Source organism: Oceanobacillus sp. NCCP-135 (assembly GCF_059698015.1).
In genome coordinates, this window is sequence record NZ_BAAKSZ010000038.1 from 1 (window position 1) to 25,469 (window position 25,469).

Here is a 25,469-nt window from a genome sequence, read left to right on the forward strand (position 1 = left end):
TCCAGCAAAAACCGGCTTTTGTAGGCTTTTTTTTGAATTATATGGGGGAGAACTTTGGACTGTCAAGTCTTGTATCCTTAACATTTATTGTGGCAGCATCAAGTAATTTTCCTGTTTTGCTTTTAACAATTTATTGGAAAAAGTTCAATCAGATTGGTGCAATTACAGGGATGGTAAGTGGACTTGCTGCATCACTGATCCTTGTATTGTTAGGTCCTTATATCATGAATCCGGATGGTGGATGGATCGAAATGGAAGCGATTTTTTCATTACATAATCCTGGAATAATTGCCATTCCTATAGGTTTTTTAGGTGCCTATTTAGGTACTATTCTTTCACGTAATCATTCACAGACGGAAGCGGAATATAGAGTATTTTTTAAAAAATCACAGACTGGAATGGAGTCAAGGAGTGAAAGCTCATGAAGGACTTAACGATCATTCTGTTTGAGAGACTGGGTTTATTGCTTGTTATTGCCTTTGTAATGACTCGTACACCTGGTTTTAAAGCTATGCTGTACAGAGAATTCAGTTGGAAAATGTCGCTTGTGCATGCATTGGTTTTTGGGATATTTGCGATTGCGAGTACGATAAATGGCATCATTATAACAGGGGAATCCGCAATCTCTCGTGATTTTGTTATTTATCCTGTAGAAAATAATCAAATGATTGTTAGTTCAAGCTTGGTTGCGATTGTAATTGCAGGATTGCTTGGTGGACCAATCGTTGGACTTGGTGCAGGAATCATTGCAGGTGCTCACTTGATGTTTCTTGGTGGGATTGGCTCACTTGCCAATGCCCTTGTAAATCCATTGACAGGTCTACTTGCAGGGATGACAGCTCGGTTTTTTTCCAATGAGCGAGTTATTTCACCATTTAAGGCATTATTTATTGGTGTGTTTCCACCTGTTTTACAAATGCAGTTACTGCTGATCATGTATCCGGATTCAGCTAATATGGTTGCAATTGTTGACAGGATTGGCTTGCCGCTTGTCTTATCGAATAGTATTGCCATTGCAATCTTTACGGCAATGATTGGGATTGTTTTGCGTGAACAGGAAAATGAAGCCGCCTTTGCTTCCAAGCAGGCTTTGACGATTGCAGAGGAAGCAATGCCGTATTTACGGAAAGACTCTCCGGTTGATATGGCTAAGGGGATCGCTAATTTACTGTACGACAGGCTGCAGCTGGCGGCAGTTTCCGTGACAAGTCATCAGGAAGTGTTGGCCCATAAAGGACTAGGTGCCGAGCATCATCATCCAGGTGAAGTTATTAGAAGAGCCCTTTCATTGGAAGCAATCCAAACAAATAAGATGAAAGTAGCCTATAGCAAGGCAGAAATCGAATGTACCCATGAGAATTGCCCACTGGAAGCTGCGATTATGATTCCAATAACTGGGGTAAATGATTTTTCGGGACTCATTACATTTTACTTTCGAAAAGCGCAGCATATTTCTCCTGTTGAGCTCATGATGGCTCAAGGATTAGGTCAATTCATTTCCAATCAACTGAATATTTTGAAAGCGGAAAAACTAAAAACACATATACGCGATGCGGAATTGAGAAATCTTCAAGCCCAAATTAATCCGCACTTTCTATTTAACACTCTTCAGCTGATTGCGTCATTATTTCGAGAAAATCCAAAAAACGCTCGACGAATAACCTTGCAATTGGCAAGTTTTATGCGATTCAATTTACGGCTTGTTTCCAGGTCACTTGTTGAGCTTGAAAAAGAATGTGAGCATGTTGAAGCATATACTACAATTATCCGGGCACGCTTTGCCGGGCGTTTGCAGATTGATTTTATCAGACCGGATGAAGTTGCGGATATTTATATTCCACCATCGACGATTCAGCCATTGGTGGAAAATTGTATTCGGCATGGGCTAAGGGATGTAGCGGATAATGGCAGGGTGGAAATAGTGATTCAAAGATGTAAGAGAACGATCCATATTGCGATTCGGGATAATGGTCCGGGATTCCCTGAGTCTATTTTAGCGCTGGTAAGTCATCAACCTATTGCAGATACAAGAGATGGTGGAACTGGCATTTATAATGTCAATAAACGGCTAATTAGTTTAATAGGGGAATCAGCCAGGCTGCAAATTCGGAATTTACCTGAAGGGGGAAGTGAAGTGGCATTTTCAATCCCTGAACAGAGTCAAATGGAAAGGCGGGTACTAACATGAAAATTCGTGCGATGATTGCTGAGGATGAATTAATGGCAAGAAAAGAGCTGCTTTATTTGCTAAAAGAGGAAAAAGATATTGTTTTATCCCCACATGCCGAAACCGGTGAACAATTAATTGAATTATATGCTGAACATCAGCCGGATCTAATTTTTCTTGATGTAGAAATGCCTGGTTTAACAGGCGTAGAAGCTGCAAAATATATTACGGATCAATCTGCAGGATCACCGCCATTGTTTGTTTTCACTACGGCATATGATGAGTATGCATTGGATGCTTTTGAAATTGAAGCGGTAGATTATTTATTAAAGCCCTATGATGAAGATCGTTTTCAAAAGACAATGTTCAGGATACGCAAACTTATTCAGCAAATTGATAGTGATCCCAGAGAGGCAACGAAACCGGTTAAAGAGCAGCTGTCAGCTTCCAAGTTACTTGTTGACGATGGGGAGCGAATGGTGGTTTTGTCCCCTGATTCGATATATTATGCTGTGCCGAATAACAGGATGTTGGAAATTCATACCGAGGATCACATGCTAATGAGCCGTATGACATTGCAGGAGTTAGAAGGAAAATTATCAGACCATTCTTTCTTCCGTACCCACCGAAGCTATCTAGTTAATTTAAATCATATTTTGGAGATAACTCCCTGGTTTAATGGGACAAGCAATGTCACACTTAAGGATAAGCACAGAACAAAAATACCTGTAAGCCGTTCAGCTAGTAAAACAATCTTAAAAATATTCAAATTATAACCATTTAACAGTTAATTAAAACCATTCACACATGAAAATCAACCGTTGATACTATCTTCTCATTATGATTGCGAAAAATAATTATAATGTTTAGTAAGCGCTTTCAGTAAAGGAGGGTGACTTACTAAACGAAATAAATATCGCAATGGGAAACAGTAGATTTTGTAAAGTGTCTAATTAGTCAACCACTAAGCATGATAGAAACGAGGAGGATGGTTTTGTGAATGGTCAACAAGAACGAATGGAAGAACATACGAATAAAATTGATTATTTGGAGGTGGAGAAAAGCAGTCAATTTAAAGGATTTATGGAAAGAAAGAAAAAATTTATCGTACCGATGACGATATTCTTTCTTATCTTTTACTTTTTACTGCCAGTATTAACGTCTTATACCACTTTTTTGAATACACCATTATTTGGGGATATATCATGGGTCTGGTTATTTGCAGTCTCCCAATTCGTCATGGTTTGGGTGCTAAGTACGATCTATATAAAAAAGGCAGCCACCTTTGATGATGAAGCTGATCAGATTATTGAAGAGCAGATAAAAAAGGGAGGTAATTCCTAATGGATACGACGGTTGTTGTCCTATTTCTGGCAATTGTTCTACTGACACTTGTAATTACATTTTTTGCAGCAAAACAAACCAAATCGACTGGTGACTTTTATACAGCTGGCGGAGGACTTACTGGTTGGCAAAACGGCTTAGCCATAGCAGGTGACTATTTATCGGCAGCCTCATTTCTCGGTATTGCCGGGGCGATTGCATTAAATGGTTTTGACGGATTCTTCTATAGTATTGGTTTTCTGATCGCTTATTTAGTTGTTTTATTTCTAGTAGCTGAACCATTGCGTAATCTTGGGAAATATACCCTTGCTGATATGATTAATTCCCGCTTTGATGCTAAAAAGATTAGGGGAGCGGCTGCATTTAGTACAATTACCATCGTTCTATTTTATATGATCGCACAGCTTGTTGGTGCAGGTGCACTTATTCAGTTATTATTTGATATTGATTATTGGATTGCTGTATTAATTGTTGGTGTCATGATGACCATCTATGTACTATTTGGCGGAATGATTGCAACAAGTTGGGTGCAAATTACCAAAGCAGTACTGTTAATGGCTGGAATGGTTATTATTTCATTCCTTGTTCTGATGAAATTCAACTTTAATATTTCTGCCATGTTCACAGAAGTAAAAACTGCTACCAGCCATGGAGCTGATTATTTAAAGCCTGGTCTCAAGTATGATGATGGATTAGGAACCATTTCCTTAATGATTGCGCTGGTTCTTGGTACATCTGGTTTGCCGCACATCCTGATGCGATTCTTCACGGTGAAGGATGCGAAAACAGCCAGAAGCTCTGTAATAACAGCTACCTGGACAATCGGTATATTCTATATTTTAACGTTATTCCTTGGATTTGGAGCAGCTATATTTGTTGGGGAAAGCGAAATACTTGGAGCAAATCCAGGAGGAAATATGGCAGCCCCATTGTTAGCGGAGGCAATCGGTGGAAACATTCTATTCGCATTTATATCTGCTGTAGCATTTGCTACGATCCTGGCAGTTGTGGCTGGGCTGGTCTTATCAGGGGCATCTGCATTTGCACATGATATATATGGGCAGATTATTAAAAAAGGTAATGTTACGGACAGGGAACAGATGCTGGCAGCACGTTATGCAGCACTCGCAGTATCCGTAGTTTCGATACTTCTTGCCTTAGGTGCTCAGAACTTGAACGTTGCTTTCCTTGTATCACTTGCATTTTGTATCGCAGCGAGTGCTAATCTGCCAGTTATTTTGTATACCGTTTATTGGAAAAGGTTTAATACACAAGGAGCTCTTATGGCTATATTGTTTGGACTAATATCGGCATTGGTACTTGTGTCAATCAGTCCTAGTGTATTTTCGCCGATAGAGGGTGCAGCTTTATTCCACGGGGAGCCAATCTTCCCACTGGAAAACCCGGCAATAGTGAGTGTACCACTTGGTTTTCTTGGTGGTTACCTTGGAACAATATTCTCGAACGATAATGATTTAAAACGCTATGCTGAAGTAAAAGTAAAAGCACATACCGGCTATAGAAAGTCCAGTTAAGGTAAATATAAGATTAAGGAAAAGGGGCTGTCATAATTAGGATGACAGCTGTTTTTCATGGCAGTAAAAAGAGTATATCCATATTTCTTTCTACATAAGTGCACAAAGAAAAGCTACGTAACCAATATATCGCAGACGAACTTTTCTTTTGAACTAAGGCATCGCCCAACCTAATGCGAATGCCAAGTTTTCTAATATATAATCCGGAACGAAAACTTCTAAATTTCATTTGTCTACAATATATTTTCTTTGAAAGACTAATAGAGTATAAGGGAAGAAGGAGGAGTTATGATGAGTATTTTGAGTGAAGAAAAATTAGCAGCATATCCGCATAAGCCGCATGGTGGAAAATTAGTGAATCGAGTTCTTACTGGGAAAGAGCGTGAGGAGGCAATGGAGAGAGCGAAGCAGCTGCCGGTAATTATGATTGATATGGAAGCTGTTATCACACTGGAAATGATTGCAACTGGTGTCCTGTCACCGAATGAAGGTTTTATGGTTGAAGAGGACTATAAGTCAGTTTTAATAGATGGACGCCTGAAAAATGGTATCGTCTGGCCAGTGCCACTAAGTTTTGCGCCAATTGGTGACCGAAACAAGGAGGTTATTCAGTCATTATCTGTTGGTGATGAAGTAGCGCTTGCAGATGACACAAAAGAGCCGGTAGCGATTCTTAAATTGGATGATATTTTTCATTATGATAGAGAGTTCCGTGCATCACATCTTTTCGGTACGACTGATCGTAATCACCCTGGTGTTGATTCCATTTATCGAAGAATGGGAGATACTGCCTTAGGTGGCCCGATTCAATTGCTTCGCAGGGTACATTGGGGTCCATTTGAAAGCATTCGAATGGAGCCTAAGGATACTTGGAAGCTATTTTATGAAGAAAAGAAATTTAAATCAGTTGGTGGATTTATAACAGGTGCCAATCCACTGCATCGTGGGCATGAGTATATTCACAGGAATGCATTGGAGGAGCTCGATGGTTTGTTTGTTCAACCACTGGTAGAGATGGCGAAACGTGAATATACACGCCATGAGTTTCGAATGTTATCCTACCGTAGTGTTTTGGATACGTATTATCCAAAAGAAAGAACCGTTCTTGCACCACTCCGGGTTACGTATATTTTCGCTGGCCCCCGTGAAGCGGTTCTTCATGCATTAATTATGAAAAATTATGGCTGTACACATGCGCTAATTGGTCGGGATCATGCGGGCATTGGAGACTTTTATGATAAATATGCCAGTCATACGATTTTTGACGAATTTACTGAAGAAGAATTAGGTATTGATATTCGTCTGTTCCATGAAGTATTTTACTGCACACGCTGTGACAATCCAGCGACGGATCAAACCTGTCCACATGATGAGCGTTATCGAATTAATATTTCCGGGACGGGTATTAGAGAACTGTTGCGTTACGGTGTCCTTCCACCGAAGGAAATCGTCCGGCCGGAATCTGCTCGAATTGCGATGCAAGGTGTTCAGCCAAAAGGTGTTGATGAGAACAACCAGGCCGTCTCCCCAGTTGGAAAAACAATCAAAAGTATTTTCCCATATTATTTAGAAACATCCAGGCTGGGCGGGGCAAAGCGAAATCAGCCGCTGGAGGTCGATAACTTAACGATTGAAGATCTGGAAACGGCTATTATGGATGTACGTTCAAATGCTGATCGGGTCTATAAGGAAATCTTTGATGAATTTAGCTATGTCACCGATACGCTTCGTTCCACGCAACCGGACTGGGTAGCTGATGCCCGAGAGTCCATTCATAAACAGCAGGAAATGGTTGTTGAATATCTAGAGGAAAAGGTAGATAAAGCGCCGGATAAGGCATCGGATGAATTTATGTACCAGGATAAGGGGGAAGCAGAACACGAATTGGAAGTGGCGCGAAGAGTTTTCAATGATTTACCAGCTGCACTGCGTACAAAAGAGCTAGAATACCGAACTTGGAACCCTCTACCATATCGGCGCTATCGTGGAAGTGATGAAGAGTAAGTGAGAGGTGGAAACTACTGGTAAGGCGATGTAGACCTCCAAGTTGAGCGATCTCCGAAGTGTATAAGATCGCTCAATTTTTTTGATTGGATAGGAAATTATCACAAGCGTGCATAGATAATAACCATGGTTGCAGCAGATACTTTATGTTTCCAATTACATGACTGTATACGGCATGATGGGGAAAGAGTCGTTAACTGATAATACCTCGATGCCATTTACAACTGTATTGATTATAATTTGTGTAACAAACCGAATATCATCTGTACAATAGGTATTAAACTTTCCAAAGTTGAAATAGCTTCGGTCAAATACATGAAGCACATTTTTATCTGATATGATCAATGCATTCAGTTGTGTTTCATTTGTTGCCTTTGCAGGTGTATGAGTTACTTCATGAGGGTAAGATTTTTGCAGAGCGCCATTTCTATACTACCTGGATTCCCGCTATATATAACGAGATGATTTACAGTTGGTAATCTTAACCTTCGTAGATGCTGACAAAACAATATTAATTTACAAAGGTGCATTTTATATTCATTATCTTTCCTCATTATACTTTTTAAGTGTAACGATTCAAAAATTAACTAAAAAACCTTCTTAACAGTTAGTGCTAAAGATGTTTATAAGGTTTTTATTGTTACAGATTTCGGGAATGCAGGATACTAAAGAAAAGAAAGCCTGTGTTAGGCTTTCCTACTCACTGAATCTCGAAATACAATTTTATACGGAATTATTATTCGTTTGGATGGCTCTGATTTATTTACAGATTTTTCAATCAGTGCTTTTGCTGATTGTGCACCAAGTTCATAGATGTTTATATCAACCGTAGTTAAAGCTGGACGGGTAATCTCGGATAGATATACATTATTAAAACTAACAAGTGAAATGTCCTGTGGTACATTAACACCGGATTCTTCCAAGGTACTTAACACACCCAGACTCATTAAGTCATCTGTAACGACAATACCTGTGGGTCGAATATCCAATGCTAATAAATCCTCTACTGCCTCACGTCCACCTGACTTAAGAAACTCTGTATGAATCTTATATTCATCACAGTCCTTCAAACCTGCTTCCTTCATTGCAGCTTCATAGCCCGCTTCACGATCCATCGTCACAAACAAATCCTTTGAACCACCAATGAAGGCGATTTTTTTATGACCCTGTTTGATTAAATGGTTTGTTATATCTTTTCCTGCTTCGAAGTTATCATTATCAACATGTGTAATTGAATTAATATTTTCATTGGGTTTCCCGACAATAACAAACGGAAATTCATTTTCACGGAGGAAATTCATCACCCGATCATTCACCTTGGAGTATAGCAGGATAACGCCATCAATATAGCTACCATAAACCATACGCTGAACTTCTGAAAAAATTTCAGCATCAGATTCACCGGTCGATAACATCATTGAATACTGCAGATTGTGGGTAACAGAACCGATCCCCCGTAAGATTTCCGGGAAGAACGGATTCTGTAGTGCTGTATTGGCAGATGACGGCATGATGACCCCGATGGCCTTTGTTGACTTGGCAACTAAATTACGTGCATTGATGTTTGGATGATAACCCAGTTCTTTCATTACTTTACGAACTTTTTTCTTTGTATCAGGGCTGATCCTTGGATTATCCCCAATTACCCTAGACACAGTAGAGGGTGATACGCCTGTTGCTTTTGCTACATCTTTAATTGTTACCATTCATCTCACCCTCGTCATTTTTTCCAGGCTGTGTTTAATTGGTTTACTGCTTTATTTCACATTTTCAAACAACGCAGTGGAAATATACTCACTATCTGCGGGGCTATCTGCAAGCTCCTCAGCTTGTTCCCCGCTCTCAGCGTTTAGCATATTGCCACTGCTGTGTTGATTCATTTCTTTATTTGCATATAACAGCAACTACTGGAAAACAGCCTATTTCTATTTCTTTTCTAGAACTAATTTATGGTTTTCACGACTGACTTCTCCGTTAATTATAACATTTTGACCTTCATTTAGTCCGATTACGTCTATAAATATTTCTTTATATGCAGGTTTATAATCGCCTTTTTTATCTAATACTGTAATTTTCACCTGATCAGCTGTTGAGACAATTTCCATTTCGAGCTCGATAAAGTTACCCTTTTCATAGGCAAAAGTTTCTCCATCATCGTCATAATGGGTGAATCGATATGTTGTATCTTTTTCAGCTGCGTAAATGTTCATACTTACATTCTTAGTTGTTTTATCCGCGTTTGAAATCCACTCGCCTTGCATAATCGCAGTTCCTTTTTTAATAAAGATAGGCAAATCTTCAAGCTCGGCATGAATTAAGTGTGTATTACCTCCTTCAAAGACGTCGCCTGTCGTATATTCCACCCAGTCACCTTCGGGCAAGTAGACAGCACGGTCTACAACAGATGGTGCCAAAATCGGTGCCATGACCACATTATCACCAATCATAAATTGATCATTCATGTTATATGTCTTTACATCTTCAGGGTATTCCAGCAATAATGGACGCATTACAGGAAGTCCTTGTTTACTGGCTTGATAGAACAATGAATACAGTTGCGGCATCCACTTATAGCGCATCTGAATATATTTTTTCATAATATGCTCATACTTCTCACCGAATTGCCACGGCTCCTGGTACAGGGTTCCAATCGCCGAATGATTTCGGAAATATGGTGTAAATGCTCCAACCTGTGTCCAGCGCACAAGTAACTCTGCATTAGTATCGTGCGCAAATCCGCCCACATCCGGACCTGTGAATGGTACACCTGATAGTCCAAGGTTCATCACCATTGGCAAACTCATTTGAAGATGCTCCCAGAAACTGCGATTATCCCCGGTCCAAACCGATGCATATCGCTGCACACCAGCATATCCAGCACGTGTCAGCAGGAATGGACGTTTCCCATTCAGCTGTTCCCTCATGCCTTCATAGGTTGCCTGCCCCATTAAAAATCCATAAACATTATGAAGCTCCCGATGCGTGGTGGGATTACCATCATTTCGATGTATTACTTCTAAATCCATTGTCTTTGTTTCGTTAAAAACAGCAGGCTCATTCATATCATTCCAGATACCTTCTACTCCCAGATCTGTGTAAAATGCGTGTTTTTCGCCCCACCATTTACGGACTTTCTCATCAGTAAAATCAGGAAAAGCACTAGTACCCGGCCAAACTTCACCGAAATAGGTTTCACCTTCAATGTACTTACAGAATTGATCCTGGTTTACACCTTCCTGGTAAATCGTGTATTCAGGATCCTTTTTAACACCTGGATCAACGATTGGAACGATGCGAATACCCATCTTACGCAAATCTTTAATTAACTGTTCTGGGTTTGGAAACCGTTCTTTATCAAATGTAAATACACGGTACCCATTCATATAATGGATATCTAGGTGAATGACATCAACCGGGATATCACGATCCACGAAATTCTGTGCCAGTTCGCGAACTTCAGCCTCTGTTTCATAACTGTAGCGGGATTGGTGGTAGCCAATGGCCCATTTAGGAGGGATCGGCATTCTTCCTGTTAGATGAGTGTACTGTTCCAACACGGTTTTGGGCTCAGGACCACCCATTATATAATAATCCATCTGACCACCTTCTGCAGTGAACGAATAATACTCGGAAGAAGATTTCATATCAAATGCAGAACGGTACGTATTATCAAAAAACACACCATGTGCGCGACCATTGCGTAATGTCATAAAGTAGGGAATTGATTCATACAATGGGTCAGTTTCCGGGTTATGTGGCGCATAAACATCGGAGTTCCACATTTCATATTTTTCCCCACGCTTATCAAGGAATCCTGTTTTTTCACCAAATCCATAAAAATGGTCATTCTCCTGCATTTCTTTAAAGGTAACTACTTCCCCATTTTCCCGGTAAGCCATACCACGTTCACCTTCAGAAACTATTATTTGTCCATGCTCATCTTTTACAGTTAAGCGAAAAGGTGTTTTACTGATGACTAGTTCGATCTTGCTTGTCTTTAATTTATATACATCATTAGAAAAATCCTCAGTAACAACTACATTATCTGCTGCTTTGGCCACGACAGTCTGAGACTGATCCAATTTCGGATCACCCTTCTGATTCATGATTACCCGCACAATTGAATCCGTATAAAACTGTAGAGTGACATTCCCGTTTTCACATACAAACAAGTAGGTGTTTTTGATTTTTTCCTGATTGATTATATTTCCTATATCTCGATATACGACCGCAGCCGTTTGTTGTTCTTTACCTGGGTGAATTGCAAAACTAGTATCTTCAAGCATTGGTTTACCTCCTGTAAAATAGGTTACTCATAAATTTATTTGTTTCTTTATTCTCTAGTTGTAATAAAAATGATTATTTTATCCATAAACTTAACCCTTTGATCCTCCAGCAGTTAACCCTGAAATCAGGTATCGTTGAAGATAAAGATATACAGCGGCAATTGGTACTGCTACTAAAATAGACCCCGCAGCAAACCTCGTAAAGTTGTTTGCAAATTGGTCGTTAATAAAATTATAGAGACCAACCGCCAGCGTATAGTTTTCCGAACTGGAAAGGACAATAGTTGGGAGTAGAAAGTCAAATAAAGGCATCATAAAATTAAATAATGCAACAACAGCTAATATCGGTTTAGCCAGCGGTAGCATGATACTCCAGAATACTCTTAGATGTCCTGCTCCATCTATTCTTGCAGCTTGGTCAAGTTCACGTGGAATGGTATCAAAGTATCCTTTCACCAGCCATGCATTAAAGGGTATTTGCCCTCCTAAATAAATAAGTATTAGCCCGGTAAGTGTATCCAATAAGCCAATCATATTTAAAAATATATACAATGCAACCATAGCCATCATAACTGGGAACATTTGCAATAGTAAAAACACATATAATCCATTTTTTCGACCTACAAATTTATATCGAGAAAATGCATATGCTACAAGAGATGTCAGAATAACACTTCCTATAGCAGTCGCCGTGGAAACAATCAAAGAGTTTTTATACCATAACAAATAATCACTACCATCACTAAATAGCCATTTATAATGATCTAATGAAAAATTCTCGGGTATTATAGAGGAAGAGTAAAGACTACTTCCCTTATTAAATGACATACCCACTGTCCAAACTAGAGGGTAAAATATAATAATAGAAACAACGGCTATCAACACATAAATAGAAGTAACTTCAATTCTCGATTTCCTTTTTTGATTCATTAGATCTCACCCTCTTCTTTGAATGATCTTGTCCTTCTAAACTGATAAAAAGCAAATGCAGAAACAATAACACCCATTATAATAGAGATAACCGCTGCCATGCTGTAATTATTTGTATCGAAAGTTAGTTTGTATACCCATGAAATCAGGATATCTGTACCACCTGCATTTTGACCTCGAACTGGTGGTCCACCTTCGTTAAAGAGGTATATAACATTAAAATTATTGAAGTTCTGTGCATATTGCATAATTAATAAGGGTGCAGTTGCAAACATCACATGAGGAAGTGTTATATGGCGAAACTTTTGAGAACGAGAACCCCCATCGACGTCTGCTGCCTCATACCAATCTTTTGAAATACTTTGTAGTACACCTGTAAATAATGCGAAGATAAATGGAAAACCCAGCCATGTCTGAATCATAATAATAGCAATTCGTGCGTATAGCGGATCGCTTAACCAAGGTAAGCCTTCACCACCAAACAGCGGAATAATAATATCTCTGTTTATCGCACCAAAATCATCATTGAACATGGCAGAAAATATTAGAATTGTAACAAAAGCTGGAACAGCCCATGGAAGTATTAAGATGGTACGAATTAATTTTTTAAATTTAATTCGAGAATCATTTACTAACAACGCAAGAAATAGACCTAGTGCGATCTGCAGCGTTGTAGCTACAACAGTCCAGACAATTGTCCAAGAAAATACACTTAAAAAAGTGTCTTGCCAGATTGGAACCGTAATCAGGTTAATGAAATTATCAAAACCGACCCAATCAACTAAGTTTCGAGGTGGTGAGTTATATAGATTATAGTTAGTAAACGCTAATAAAACTGAAAATAGTAATGGAAATATTACTACAAAAATCATTAGAACTAAACCAGGAAATGTCATTAAGTAGGGAAATGCATTTTCATAAAATGCACCTATAGTCTCCCTTAATTTCATTGGTTTCCAGCCACTCTGTATCTTACGTGCCTGCTTCATTGCGTCGATTACATTATAAATATAAAGTGTCACAGCAAAGAAAACACCAATTAAAGAAAGGACCCCCAAGACTAGTAGTCTGATAGAGTGGTCAGTTCCTGGAATCGTACCTAATGTACGCAGACCCCATAACCCATAATTTATAGATTCTAGCAACGTAACAATAAATGCCAATTCTATTATTATAAAAGTAGAACCTTTTAAAAATCTACGGTTATACAACTGGCCTAAACCCGCAAACAAAATTGATAAGATCATAGCTATTTTAGGGTTATGTAGTTTTGGTTCTCTTTGTATTTCTTTAGGTTTTGAATCGTTGTCCGTTTGTATAGACATTGCTAATACCCCCCTAATAAATCTTCTATCCTACTAAAAATCATTCCTATAAATTCTTACATGGTTATATATCTAAATTAAAAAAAGTAAATGGGAAGAAGGTATCTCCCCATTTTCCTCTTTAGTAAAATTTATTATTCGGAACCACTTGCTTCTATATTTGCTTTTATTTGTTCAACAGCCTCATCTAGTACAGACTGTACATCCTCTCCTTCAGCCAAGAATTGCAAAGCATCATTCATTGGTTCCCACACTTGAGCCATTTGAGGGGTACTTGGCATCGGCACTCCATATTCAATTTGCTCTGCAAATGCTGCATAAATTGGATCTTCAATAGATTCAAGCGCATTAGTGTTAGGTGGTAGTTCACCTGCAACCTCAAAGTAGTGTTGAAGATTTTCTTCGTTTGTCATGAATAGTGCTAGGTCTTTTGCCCAATCTTTTTCTTCGGAGTAGTAGGACACCATCCAAGACTTCACCCCTACCAACGTTGCACTAGGCTCACCATTAATTGTTGGAAATGGAGCAAAGCCAACACTATCTCCTAAGGCTTCTGTATATCCAGAAATACTCCAAGGCCCACCTATTACAGCCCCTACTTTCCCTTCAGTGAATAGACCATCAACTACGTCTATAGTAGTTGCTGCTGGTATCATCCCTTGGCCAAAAAATGATTGGAATAATTCTCCACCTTGTATTGATCCCTCATTATTTAAGCCTATGTCAGTAGCATCATATTCTCCGATATCCCCACCAAAAATATAACCACCATAGTTCTTAAAGAAAGGATATGCAAAATATATATCGTTTGGCTTCATTAAAAAGCCGTATTGGTCTTCAGATGCGTTTGTCTTTTCTTCAAGAATTGTTTTTAAATCATCAATATCTTGTGGTGCTTCTGACACAATATCTTTGTTATAAAATATTCCATATGTTTCGAAGACAGCTGGGACACCATATCTATCAGTCTCTCCATCAAAATTATACGTCACCGATTCAATAGCAGCATCACTATACCCACTTATTTCTTCATCCGACAAATTAAGAGGTTCTGCAAGGCCTTGAGCCACTATGTTTCCAATTTGATCATGTGGTTGAAAAAATAAGTCTGGACCGTTACCCTCGGGACCAGCAAGTGATAATTCCTGTAACTGATCCAACATTGATTTCGCTACCACATTGACGGTTATTCCTTCTTGTTCCTCATAATCAGCGGCGATCTTTTCGATAGCTGCCAACTGATTGTCATGATCATTTGCCCAAATCGTTAATTCTTCGGGCTTTTCGGGAGCTTCACCTTCAGTTGCAACATTGTCATTTCCTGATTCTTCCTCACGATCTGGAGCACAAGCTGATAACATAACTAATAGCGACATTAAAGCTGCAAGAGTTATAAGCAAAAACCTTCTTTTCATTTTAATTCTCCCCTTTTTTATAATAGATATGAGCTAACAACAAGCACTGCACCTAAATGTTTCTGTGCAAACGTTTGCGCTTAACTTACGCTTATTCTATATCTAATACCTTTTTATTGCAAGCGTTTTCAGCAAATTCACTAAATACTTTTAAAGATTACTATATACCCTGTTATTTTTAGAGATATAATTTTATAAAATCCTATGTAAATCATTAATAAAGAGAGCACAACTACCTATTGACATGAATTTAATTATCGTTTAATAATTGTAATTGACAACCAAGATTATTCGTAATTGTTAAAATCCATTGGACAATACTCTTATTATAAACAGCCTAGACTCTATAAATAACAGAAGGGGTAATAGACTGAAAGGAGAGTAGAGCAAATTAAAAAAAGGCAAAATTAATAAAGGAGGCGGAGATTTTATTATTACCAAGCTAACCAAAAGCTTTATGAAAACGTTTGCGCTAATTCTATTAATATTAATAACTACTTCTACATTCACCAATATCCATGCGGATGTATTTAACAAAGTTGACTACTCTAGAGACGTTATTTACCAAATTGTAACAGATAGATTTTACGATGGAGATTCTAGCAATAACCCATCAGGGGACATTTATAGTTCAGATTGTAGCAATTTGCATAAATATTGTGGTGGTGACTGGCAAGGTATAATAGACAAAATCAATGATGGATATTTAACTGATATGGGGATAACTGCTATATGGATATCCCAACCAGTAGAAAACGTATATGCGTTACATTCAAGTGGTTATACATCATACCATGGATACTGGGCTAGGGACTACAAAAGAACAAATCCCTTTTATGGAGACTTTTCTGAGTTTGATAGGTTAATTAATACAGCTCATTCTAACGGGATTAAAGTTATTATGGACTTTACACCAAATCATTCTTCACCTGCTCTAGAGACAGATCCTTCATATTCTGAAAATGGTACGATTTATGATGACAGTAATTTATTAGGCTCCTACTCAGACGATCCATTGAATATTTTCCATCATTTTGGAGGAACAGACTTTTCCTCTTATGAAGACGGTATTTATCGAAATTTATATGACTTAGCAGATTACGATTTGAATAACGAAGTTATCGATCAATATTTAAAAGAATCTATTAAGCTATGGCTAGATAAAGGCATTGATGGTATAAGGGTAGATGCTGTTAAGCACATGTCACAAGGATGGCAAGAATCACTAATGAGTGAGATTTATAATTACCGTCCAGTATTTACATTTGGAGAGTGGTTTTTGGGGACTGGAGAGGTTGATCTTCAAAACCATCATTTTGCAAATGAAAGTGGGATGAGCTTACTTGACTTTCAATACGGCCAAACTATCAGAGAAGTTCTAAGGGATGGTACAGCTGATTGGCATGTATATAATCAAATGATTGAAAGCACAGCAGATGATTATAATGAAGTTATCGATCAAGTAACGTTTATTGACAATCATGATATGAGTCGTTTTTCTGTTGATGGTTCTTCAAATAGACATACTGATATGGCTTTGGCAGTGCTGTTAACTTCACGAGGTGTTCCAACAATTTATTATGGAACTGAACAGTATCTTACTGGAAATAATGATCCAGAAAATCGAAAGCCTATGTCAACTTTCAATACTTCTACAAATTCTTATCAAATAATTAGTAAACTAGCAACATTAAGACAATCAAATCCTGCTCTTGGGTTTGGGAATACCAAAGAACGTTGGGTTAATTCTGACGTTTATATTTATGAAAGAAAATTTGGTAACAACGTTGTACTAACAGCAATCAATAGAGGAAACTCTAGTTATGACGTTACTAATCTAAATACCTCTCTACCTGAAGGTATTTATAACGACGAATTAGATTATCTTTTAGATGGTAATAATATAACAATCAACACTGATGGTTCAGTTAATTCGTTTAATTTAAGCCCAAGGGGCGTCGCCATTTGGCAGTATACAGAAGAGTCTTCAATTCCACTTATTGGACATGTTGGACCAATGATGGGGCAAGCGGGAAATATAATTACAATTAATGGTGAGGGGTTCGGATCGGTTGAAGGGATTGTTCAATTTAATTCAACAAATGCAAACGTTCAGTCTTGGTCCGATACTGAAATTGAAATTAAAGTGCCAAATATAAATCCTGGAAAATATGACATAACTGTTATGAATGCCAGTAATATAACTAGCAACACATATGACAATTTTGAAGTTTTGACAGGTGAACAAGTAACAGTACGATTTGTCGTAAATAACGCTTACACAGATCCTGGCACAAATGTTTATATTTTAGGTAATGTAAGCGAGCTTGGTAATTGGTATCCGGATGAAGCGGTTGGACCCATGTTTAACCAAGTAGTTTATGAATATCCAACATGGTATTATGATATAAGTGTCCCCGCTGGAGAAACAATTGAATATAAATTTATTAAAAAAGGGAGTTCTGGAAACGTAGAATGGGAGAGTGGATCAAACCACATTCATATAACACCTATGCAAGGAACTGATACAGTAATTGTAAATTGGCGGTAAACTCAGTTGACAAAATAGAGCGCTTACAGTAAGTTAATAGTACAAAAACATAAGGGCAATGCTTTGTATTGTGACAACAACCCCGTTTTCCACCTGGAAAATGGGGTTGTTTTATTATGAAAGGGGATTATTAAAATGATTAAAGAAGCTATCTACCACCGCCCGAAAAATAATTTTGCATATGCATATGACAAGGACACACTTCACATTATTCTACAAACGAAAAAAGAGGATATGGACTCTGTATCTCTACTATTTGGTGATCCGTATGATTGGAAAAATGAGCAGTGGCAAATGGAGACAGCAGCAATGGTAAAATCCGGTTCTACAGCAATGCACGATTATTGGTTTATTGCAGTAAAACCTGATTTTCTTCGTATGCGTTATGGTTTCAAATGTTCCGATGAAGATGAGACATGCATTTACACAGAAAGAGGTTTTTTCACAACACCTCCTCTTGATACAGCGTATTACTTCTGCTTCCCATATCTCAACAAGGCGGATATTTTTAATCCACCTTCTTGGGTAAAAGACACCGTCTGGTATCAGATTTTCCCTGAACGATTTGGAAATGGCGATCCTGATTTAAATCCTGAAGGTACACTAGCTTGGGGCTCAACTGATCCTTCGCCTACTAACTTTTTCGGTGGTGACTTTCAAGGGGTTATTAATCATCTGGACTACCTGGTGGAACTTGGAATTGGCGGCATTTATTTTACTCCTATATTCAAAGCACATTCCAATCATAAATACGACACGATTGATTACATGGAAATAGACCCTCAATTCGGGGACAAAGAAACATTTCGCCGTTTAGTAGAAGAATGTCACAGGCGGGGCATCCGGGTTATGCTGGATGCAGTGTTTAACCATAGTGGATTTTACTATGCACCATTTCAGGATGTCTTGGTAAATCAGGAAAAATCCGTTTATACAGACTGGTTTCATATACGGGACTTTCCAGTAGTACCTGGGCCAAAGCCAAATTATGATACATTTGCTTTTGTTGGATCGATGCCTAAGCTAAACACCGAGAATCCTGAGGTCAAAAAATACTTATTGGATATAGCACGTTATTGGATAGAAGAATTTGATATAGATGGCTGGCGACTTGACGTAGCCAATGAAGTCGATCACGCTTTTTGGCGCGAATTCCGACAAACAGTTAAAGATGCAAAACCTGATGCGTATATTCTGGGAGAGATCTGGCATGATTCAATGCCATGGCTGCAGGGTGATCAATTTGATGCGGTAATGAACTATCCATTTACGAACGGAGCGATTGATTTTTTCGCAAAAAATAAGATGACTGCTGGAGACTTTGCTGATTCCATTACAGAAGTGCTGCATATGTATCCTTCGAACGTAAACGAAGTTGCCTTTAATCTGCTCGACAGTCATGACACACCACGTATTTTAACATTGGCTGGTGGTGAGCGTGCCCGTGTTAAGCTTCTCTATCTATTTCAACTTTCGTTCATTGGAACACCATGCCTTTACTACGGTGATGAGATAGGTATGGCTGGCGGCCAGGATCCCGGTTGTCGAGCCTGTATGGAATGGGATGAACAAAGACAGGATCGTGACTTGTTCCAATATGTGCAATTACTTATTGCCTTACGGAAAAACCACCCTCTGTTTGGAAACGGAGGGGACTTCCGCTTTCTCTATACAGATGATGAAAAAAATTTCATTGTCTATGAAAAATACAATGTTGACAACAGACTTATCTTTGTAATGAATAACAGCGAAAACAGCAAACAATTACTTGGGGAGCACGTCTTCAATGGTAATGATGCGTGGGATGAATGGGTCTTAGTAAATGACGGGTCTGTTGATAAGCAACCAGTTTCTGAATTGTCAACGGTCGATCTTCCAGGTTATGGCTTCCGTATTTTTGAACAGAGATAAGTATTGGGTGAGAGATCGCTTGCTGGCGGTGGATTAGTGGATGAGGACTATGGAACTGTGGAGGACGAGGTGCAGAGACGATATCAGCGGTTATCTTGATATATCAGCGCCTTCCAAAATCCCGTCCAGCGCTTCACTGCCGGGGTTCAGCGGTTATTGTGGTTTATCCAGCGCTTAGACCACCTCATCCCGCGGTCAGTTGATTTTATCCAGCGGTATTGCGAGTTTATTCCGCGTTTCATTAATTTTACTAACAGAAAGGATGGGCAACATGACAAAACAATGGTGGAAAGAAAGTGTTGTTTACCAAATATACCCACGCAGTTTTAATGATAGCAATAATGATGGAATCGGTGATATTAATGGAATAATTGAGAAACTGGATTACTTGAAAGAACTTGGGATTGATGTAATCTGGCTATCCCCCGTCTACGAATCACCTAACGACGATAATGGTTATGACATTAGTGATTATCAGAAGATCATGAAGGATTTTGGCACCATGGAAGACTGGGATCACATGCTACATGAGATTCATAACCGTGACATGAAATTGATCATGGATCTCGTTATTAATCATTCATCAGATGAGCATCACTGGTTTGCCGAGTCGCGTAGTTCAAAGGATAATCCATATAGAGATTACTATATTTGGCGACCAGGCAAGGATGGAGCAGAACCGAATAACTGGGAGGCTGCATTTGGCGGCTCTGCATGGGATTATAATGAAGCAACCGGTGATTACTTCCTGCATTTATTTTCCAAAAAGCAGCCTGATTTAAACTGGGAAAATCCTGAATTGCGGCAAGAACTATTTAGTATGATCAAATGGTGGCTCGATAAAGGGATTGACGGTTTTCGCATGGATGTTATCAATTTCATTTCCAAGGATCAGCGTTTTCCAGATGGTGAGCCTGTAGAAGGGAAAAAATATGTATCCGGACATAACTATTTCATGAACGGACCAAAGATTCATGACTACTTACAGGAAATGAATCAAAAAGTCCTGTCCAGGTATGACATCATGACTGTCGGTGAAATGCCTGGTGCAACTCCTGAAGAAGGACAATTATATACAGGGGAAAATCGTAATGAACTGGATATGGTTTTTCATTTTGAGCATATGGATATTGACTCTGGAGCGGGAGGTAAATGGGACATTAAACCATGGTCACTCGTTGAATTAAAAAGAATTCTATCAAAATGGCAAACAGCACTTGAGATTGATGGCTGGAATAGCCTGTATTGGAATAATCATGATCAACCGCGTGTAGTCTCCCGGTTTGGCAATGACAATGAGTATCGCATAGAATCAGCCAAAATGCTGGCAACTACCTTACACTTCATGAAAGGTACACCTTACATTTACCAAGGTGAAGAAATCGGCATGACTAATGTTCAGTTTGATTCGATTTCTGACTACCAGGACATCGAGACACTAAATATGTATCATGAAAAAATCAAAGATAATGTAAATCCTGATGAGTTGATGCAGGCAATCTATGTTAAATCACGAGATAATGCAAGAACACCTATGCAATGGAATTCTACTAAACATGCTGGATTTACAGAAGGAACACCATGGCTGTCTGTCAATCCAAATTATCCAGCCATTAACGCTGAACATGCTGTTGCTGATCCGAATTCCATTTATCATTACTACCGTCACCTAATAACCTTACGAAAAGAACACGACATTATCGTTTATGGAAGCTATCAATTATTATTTCCAGATAGTGAGGAGATTTTCGCTTATATTAGAAATTATGAAAACGAGTGTTTACTGATAGTAAGTAACTTCACTGCAGACGAAATTGATTTCACAGTACCTGAGGAAGTAAATATGTATAATCAGAAACATTTATTAATTGGAAATTACAAAACCAGTAATCACAATTTTAAGCCTTCGATCACATTTAAACCATATGAATCACAAGTCTATTACTTAAAATAACAAAGGCGCAAGCGTCCGGTTATTGCCGTACGATCTGGAAAGATCCGTATGAAATAAAAGAAACACGAAGACTCTAGCGTTTCGATGTTGACTTAGATTAAGGAGGAGCCGGAACGGCACTGGAGCTTGCGTGGCAGATTCTGATATTAAAGTTATACCCAATCTAAAATTTTATAGTTACGCTAGATATTTAAAAGCCAGCACAGACCTCTTTTGCAATGGACCAGCGCTGGCATTATTATTCTTAACTAGTTTAACCATTCATCCATGAGGCATGAATGGCAAGGAAAAATATCGCTGTGCAGTTATGGGATGGTTGATGAATTACTAGACGTTGTCAATGCGACTATTTCAGAATCCATTATCCTTGATATCCAAAACTTAAAAAATCCCCGGAATACAAATAACTAGTGGGGCTATTTGAGTTGACGTTTTTTGAAATAAATTGTCTAGAAGGATAATGTAGATTAAATGCGAAAAATCGTAAAATTAGGAGAACACTTCATAAAGTCGATCGTTATTTCCTTATGATGTTAACATTTTATATCTAAGATTATCCATTTATATAATGAATAGATTTTCGCTTAATTTTATGAAACAAATCCATCATTCAAACGTATAGTTAGACAAGCATATTGAAGGAGGGTATATTTATGAAGTCTATTACAAAAAAACGTTTTAAAGCATATCTGATTGATATTGCAATTTCAACGGCAGTGACCGCAGGAGTAGAGTGTATTTTGCGAAAAAGAATAAAGAATGAAGCAATTCATGCACTTGTTACACCAACACTCATCATGTGGTCGCTCGAATTTGCACAGCTAAAAAGAACTGGTCAGACAATTGGTTATAAACAGTTGGGACTTGTATTGGAAACAGAAGATGGTAAAAAACCAACATCAGAGCAACTATTTAAGCGGATGGTTTACCGGGATTCAATAGGGGGGTTCAAGTATCTTGGAAATCCCAACGGCTTTGATGAAGGTGAAGGATCAGTGATGCCACATGATCGTTACGCTCTTACGAAAGTCAATGAAGTATAAAGAATTGCTGATAATAGTTTTTTTATATTAACACCAATGCTCCAAATGAAGCTAATGAAGCTGCGAAAAGCTAATTGAATGTTTCTCTTATGCCCGAACGGACTGAAATCAAGTGTAAGCGGTCATATAGAACGGCTCTCTATGCCGGAAATGACTGAAATCAAGTACGACTGGTCACATAAAGAGCTTCTCAAGGGCAGAGTGGTATGGAAGTTGAGAGAAAACCGAGAAAAGTTGAGAGAAATGCCGTGGAAGTTGAGAGAAAATTGGTGGTTTATCGTTTATCTCTCAACTAATGATCGTTCTCTCTCTACTTCAGGAATTCTCTCTCAACTTTAAGCAAGTATCTCTCAACCTCAACTCTTGACCAAATAAATTACAATAGTTAAAGTGAAATTCTATAACTACTATAGTTATAATGTGCTATGTCCTCATTTTTGATTTAAAAAAAATCCTTTGCCGAAAATTAGATTAATAATCCCTTGAACATTCTAGCTTTATTTAAAAATTATAGTCATCTTCCTATGTTTAACAAGGTATCTTTACATATAAAATTTCTAATCCTCACACATAAGAATTTTTCTTTTGGGAAGCTTAAGTAATAACTGCCAAAAGGGAGGAACTGTTTATGAGTGATGATAAACCAAAGGTCAATGAAAATAGTAAACAAGAGCAGCTTGAGCAATTTAAAGTAGACAATGCAAATAAGAAAATGACTACCAATCAAGGTCTACGTGTTTCGGAGGATGAGCTTTCTTTAACAGCGGGCAGACGTGGCCCCACGTTAATGGAGGATTTTCATTTAAGAGAGAAGTTAATGCATTTTGATCATGAAAGAATTCCAGAGCGTGTGGTGCATGCGCGCGGGTTTGGGGTACATGGAGAATTTGAAGTATATGAATCAATGAAGGAATTCACAAAGGCAAAGTTCTTGCAAGATCCAAAGATGAAGACACCTGTATTCGTCCGTTTTTCAACCGTTGTTGGTTCTCGCGGTTCAGCAGATACGGTGCGTGATGTACGCGGTTTTGCAACGAAGTTTTATACGGAAGAGGGAAACTATGATTTAGTAGCAAATAATATGCCAGTTTTCTTTATACAAGATGGGATTAAGTTTCCTGATATTGTCCATGCGATTAAGCCTGAACCGCAAAATGAAATACCCCAGGCAACGGGTGCGCATGATACATTTTGGGATTTTGTTGCGAACAATCAGGAATCTGCACACCAGGTGATGTGGTTAATGTCAGACCGGGCTATTCCGAGAAGTTTTCGGATGATGCAAGGATTTGGTATTCACGCATTTCGATTTGTGAACGATCAGGGAAAAGTACATTTTGTAAAATTTCACTGGATACCCAAGCTTGGTGTTCACTCACTTGTATGGGATGAAGCTCAAAAAATAGCTGGGAAAAAGCCGGATTATAATCGCCAGGATTTATATGATGCCATTGAAATGGGAGATTTTCCGGAGTATGAGTTAGGTGTACAAATTATTGAGGAGAAGGATGAATTTGCCTTTGATTTTGATATCCTGGATTCAACAAAAATTTGGCCGGAGGAAGATGTTCCTGTAAAGATTATTGGAAAGATGACCCTAAACCGGAATGTCGATAATTTTTTTGCAGAAACAGAACAGGTTGCCTTTCATCCAGGTCATGTCGTCCCAGGCATTGATTTTACCAATGACCCATTACTTCAAGGGAGGTTATTTTCCTATTTAGATACACAATTGCTTCGTCTTGGTGGTCCGAACTTTCATGAAATACCAATTAATAAGCCAGTATGCCCATTTCATAATAATCAGCGGGATGGTTTTCACCGGCAAACGATTAATAAAGGACAGGTTGCCTATCATAATAATTCACTTGCGGCTAATACTCCAGCACCTGCAACGGAAAAAGAGGGTGGATTTGCCCATTATCAGGAGAAGGTCGAAGGAAGCAAAGTTCTGGCAAGAAGTGAAAGCTTTAATGATCATTTTTCTCAAGTGAAATTATTTTGGAATAGCATGAGTCCACATGAGAGACAGCATATTATCGATGCCTTCAGCTTTGAAGTAGGACATGTGAAAAGCATGAATGTCAGACAACAGGTTGTTGAAATGTTCGCACATGTTGATATTCAATTAGCTACTCAGATTGCCAAGAATATTGGTGCAATTCCTCCAACCGGTGAAGGATCGAGCGTAACAAAAGCCTCCCCGGCACTCAGTCAGGCAAATACAATGAAAACACCTGCTACTCGAAAAGTGGGGGTAATTTTGCACAATGGTTTTAATGATGTGGAAGTCAAGGAAATTTTGCATGGATTAAATGCAGAAGGAATTGTGTATGAAATCATAAGTGAAATACAAGGTGTTGTAAAAGGTATCAATGATGTTGATTTAATGGTAGACCATACGTTTACTACAACCGATCCTGTTTTATATGATGCAATTTATGTTGTAGGTGGCGGGAATAGCTTGGAAGATAAAGCCTTTCATAAGCAAACAACCTATTTTGTTAAAGAAGCATTTAAACATTATAAACCAATTGGTGCCTCGCACGATGGTATCGAGTGGTTGCAGGAAAACAATATGATTGGAACTCCAGGTGTGGTAGCTGGAAAAACTTCATATTTTGTGAATGAATTTGTTCAAGCGATTACAGCACATCGTCATTGGGATAGGATCGTTGTTTGAACTTAGGAATTGAAGTTTATACTTAAATAATCAAGAAGAACGCATGGATGAATTCATGCGTTCTTTGATGTTCAATAATGTTATAAACCGGTATTATAAATGATTATAGTCTCTTTAAAAAGGGAGTTCATTAGCGTTATGACTTCCTGTACCCATCTTCATTATCTAAATTTAGACTTAAAAGTAGTAGAATAAACAGCATTTATACAAAAATTAAGCCACTAATCTTTATTAATTTCTAAATTCATACTATTATTACTTAAGTTTCGCACCCCCAAAAACAGGGTTTACAAGCTATGTTCTTAGCCTATCTTTCCTGCT

General features: G+C 38.4%; 18 protein-coding genes. 11 read left to right on the forward strand and 7 right to left on the reverse strand.

Going from position 1 to position 25,469, the window contains the following annotated elements; genetic code table 11:
- The 6 genes from AC6HVZ_RS17695 to AC6HVZ_RS17720 form a co-directional block, all read left to right on the forward strand.
- Nucleotides 1–425: sodium:solute symporter family transporter (locus tag AC6HVZ_RS17695; protein ID WP_497559458.1), on the forward strand; the 425-nt coding region annotated here is incomplete at its 5' end.
- The gene (locus AC6HVZ_RS17700) at nucleotides 422–2,188 is read left to right on the forward strand and encodes a LytS/YhcK type 5TM receptor domain-containing protein (protein WP_497559459.1); all 1,767 of its coding nucleotides are present in this window, start codon (nucleotides 422–424) and stop codon (nucleotides 2,186–2,188) included. The genes AC6HVZ_RS17695 and AC6HVZ_RS17700, both read left to right, overlap by 4 nt.
- Nucleotides 2,185–2,943 (forward strand): LytR/AlgR family response regulator transcription factor, encoded by a 759-nt coding sequence (locus AC6HVZ_RS17705; protein WP_497559460.1) that lies wholly within the window; start codon nucleotides 2,185–2,187, stop codon nucleotides 2,941–2,943. Before AC6HVZ_RS17700 ends, AC6HVZ_RS17705 begins: the two co-directional genes overlap by 4 nt.
- 220 nt (nucleotides 2,944–3,163) lie before the next feature.
- On the forward strand, nucleotides 3,164–3,511 hold the full coding sequence (locus tag AC6HVZ_RS17710; RefSeq protein ID WP_497559461.1) for a DUF485 domain-containing protein: 348 nt from the start codon (nucleotides 3,164–3,166) through the stop codon (nucleotides 3,509–3,511).
- Complete coding sequence (locus AC6HVZ_RS17715; protein ID WP_497559462.1) at nucleotides 3,511–5,046, forward strand: solute symporter family protein; 1,536 nt, start codon at nucleotides 3,511–3,513, stop codon at nucleotides 5,044–5,046. Before AC6HVZ_RS17710 ends, AC6HVZ_RS17715 begins: the two co-directional genes overlap by 1 nt.
- A gap of 291 nt (nucleotides 5,047–5,337) precedes the next feature.
- The gene (locus AC6HVZ_RS17720) at nucleotides 5,338–7,050 is read left to right on the forward strand and encodes a sulfate adenylyltransferase (RefSeq protein ID WP_497559463.1); all 1,713 of its coding nucleotides are present in this window, start codon (nucleotides 5,338–5,340) and stop codon (nucleotides 7,048–7,050) included.
- 156 nt (nucleotides 7,051–7,206) lie between these two features.
- Here AC6HVZ_RS17720 and AC6HVZ_RS17725 read toward each other — a convergent pair whose 3' ends face one another.
- The 7 genes from AC6HVZ_RS17725 to AC6HVZ_RS17755 all read right to left on the reverse strand — a co-directional run bounded on the left by AC6HVZ_RS17725 (nucleotide 7,207) and on the right by AC6HVZ_RS17755 (nucleotide 15,006).
- A complete protein-coding gene (locus tag AC6HVZ_RS17725) occupies nucleotides 7,207–7,395 on the reverse strand; it encodes a hypothetical protein (RefSeq protein ID WP_497559464.1) in 189 nt (62 codons plus the stop codon).
- Between the two features lie 341 nt (nucleotides 7,396–7,736).
- The gene (locus tag AC6HVZ_RS17730; RefSeq protein ID WP_497559465.1) at nucleotides 7,737–8,756 is read right to left on the reverse strand and encodes a LacI family DNA-binding transcriptional regulator; all 1,020 of its coding nucleotides are present in this window, start codon (nucleotides 8,754–8,756) and stop codon (nucleotides 7,737–7,739) included.
- A 51-nt stretch (nucleotides 8,757–8,807) separates the two neighbouring features.
- Nucleotides 8,808–8,954, reverse strand: coding sequence for a hypothetical protein (locus AC6HVZ_RS17735; RefSeq protein ID WP_497559466.1), 147 nt, complete (start codon nucleotides 8,952–8,954; stop codon nucleotides 8,808–8,810).
- 21 nt (nucleotides 8,955–8,975) lie between these two features.
- The gene (locus tag AC6HVZ_RS17740) at nucleotides 8,976–11,336 is read right to left on the reverse strand and encodes a glycoside hydrolase family 31 protein (protein WP_497559467.1); all 2,361 of its coding nucleotides are present in this window, start codon (nucleotides 11,334–11,336) and stop codon (nucleotides 8,976–8,978) included.
- A 90-nt stretch (nucleotides 11,337–11,426) separates the two neighbouring features.
- Nucleotides 11,427–12,266 carry a sugar ABC transporter permease gene (locus tag AC6HVZ_RS17745; protein WP_497559468.1) on the reverse strand — a complete coding sequence of 280 codons (840 nt, stop codon included), beginning with the start codon at nucleotides 12,264–12,266 and terminating at the stop codon, nucleotides 11,427–11,429.
- Nucleotides 12,266–13,591, reverse strand: a complete 1,326-nt coding sequence (locus tag AC6HVZ_RS17750) for a carbohydrate ABC transporter permease (protein WP_497559469.1) — start codon at nucleotides 13,589–13,591, stop codon at nucleotides 12,266–12,268. Before AC6HVZ_RS17750 ends, AC6HVZ_RS17745 begins: the two co-directional genes overlap by 1 nt.
- A gap of 134 nt (nucleotides 13,592–13,725) precedes the next feature.
- Nucleotides 13,726–15,006 carry a sugar ABC transporter substrate-binding protein gene (locus AC6HVZ_RS17755; RefSeq protein ID WP_497559470.1) on the reverse strand — a complete coding sequence of 427 codons (1,281 nt, stop codon included), beginning with the start codon at nucleotides 15,004–15,006 and terminating at the stop codon, nucleotides 13,726–13,728.
- Nucleotides 15,007–15,463: 457 nt separating this feature from the next.
- Between AC6HVZ_RS17755 and AC6HVZ_RS17760 the strand changes: the two genes are divergently transcribed.
- The 5 genes from AC6HVZ_RS17760 (at nucleotide 15,464) to AC6HVZ_RS17780 (ending at nucleotide 25,148) form a co-directional block, all read left to right on the forward strand.
- Nucleotides 15,464–17,557, forward strand: coding sequence for an alpha-amylase family glycosyl hydrolase (locus tag AC6HVZ_RS17760; RefSeq protein ID WP_497559471.1), 2,094 nt, complete (start codon nucleotides 15,464–15,466; stop codon nucleotides 17,555–17,557).
- A 135-nt stretch (nucleotides 17,558–17,692) separates the two neighbouring features.
- Entirely contained in the window at nucleotides 17,693–19,468 is a 1,776-nt protein-coding gene (locus AC6HVZ_RS17765; protein WP_497559472.1) for an alpha-glycosidase, read from the forward strand.
- Between the two features lie 271 nt (nucleotides 19,469–19,739).
- Complete coding sequence (locus tag AC6HVZ_RS17770; protein ID WP_497559473.1) at nucleotides 19,740–21,422, forward strand: glycoside hydrolase family 13 protein; 1,683 nt, start codon at nucleotides 19,740–19,742, stop codon at nucleotides 21,420–21,422.
- A gap of 653 nt (nucleotides 21,423–22,075) precedes the next feature.
- Nucleotides 22,076–22,465 (forward strand): RDD family protein, encoded by a 390-nt coding sequence (locus AC6HVZ_RS17775; RefSeq protein ID WP_497559474.1) that lies wholly within the window; start codon nucleotides 22,076–22,078, stop codon nucleotides 22,463–22,465.
- A 628-nt stretch (nucleotides 22,466–23,093) separates the two neighbouring features.
- The gene (locus tag AC6HVZ_RS17780) at nucleotides 23,094–25,148 is read left to right on the forward strand and encodes a catalase (RefSeq protein ID WP_497559475.1); all 2,055 of its coding nucleotides are present in this window, start codon (nucleotides 23,094–23,096) and stop codon (nucleotides 25,146–25,148) included.
- Nucleotides 25,149–25,469: the final 321 nt, after the last annotated feature.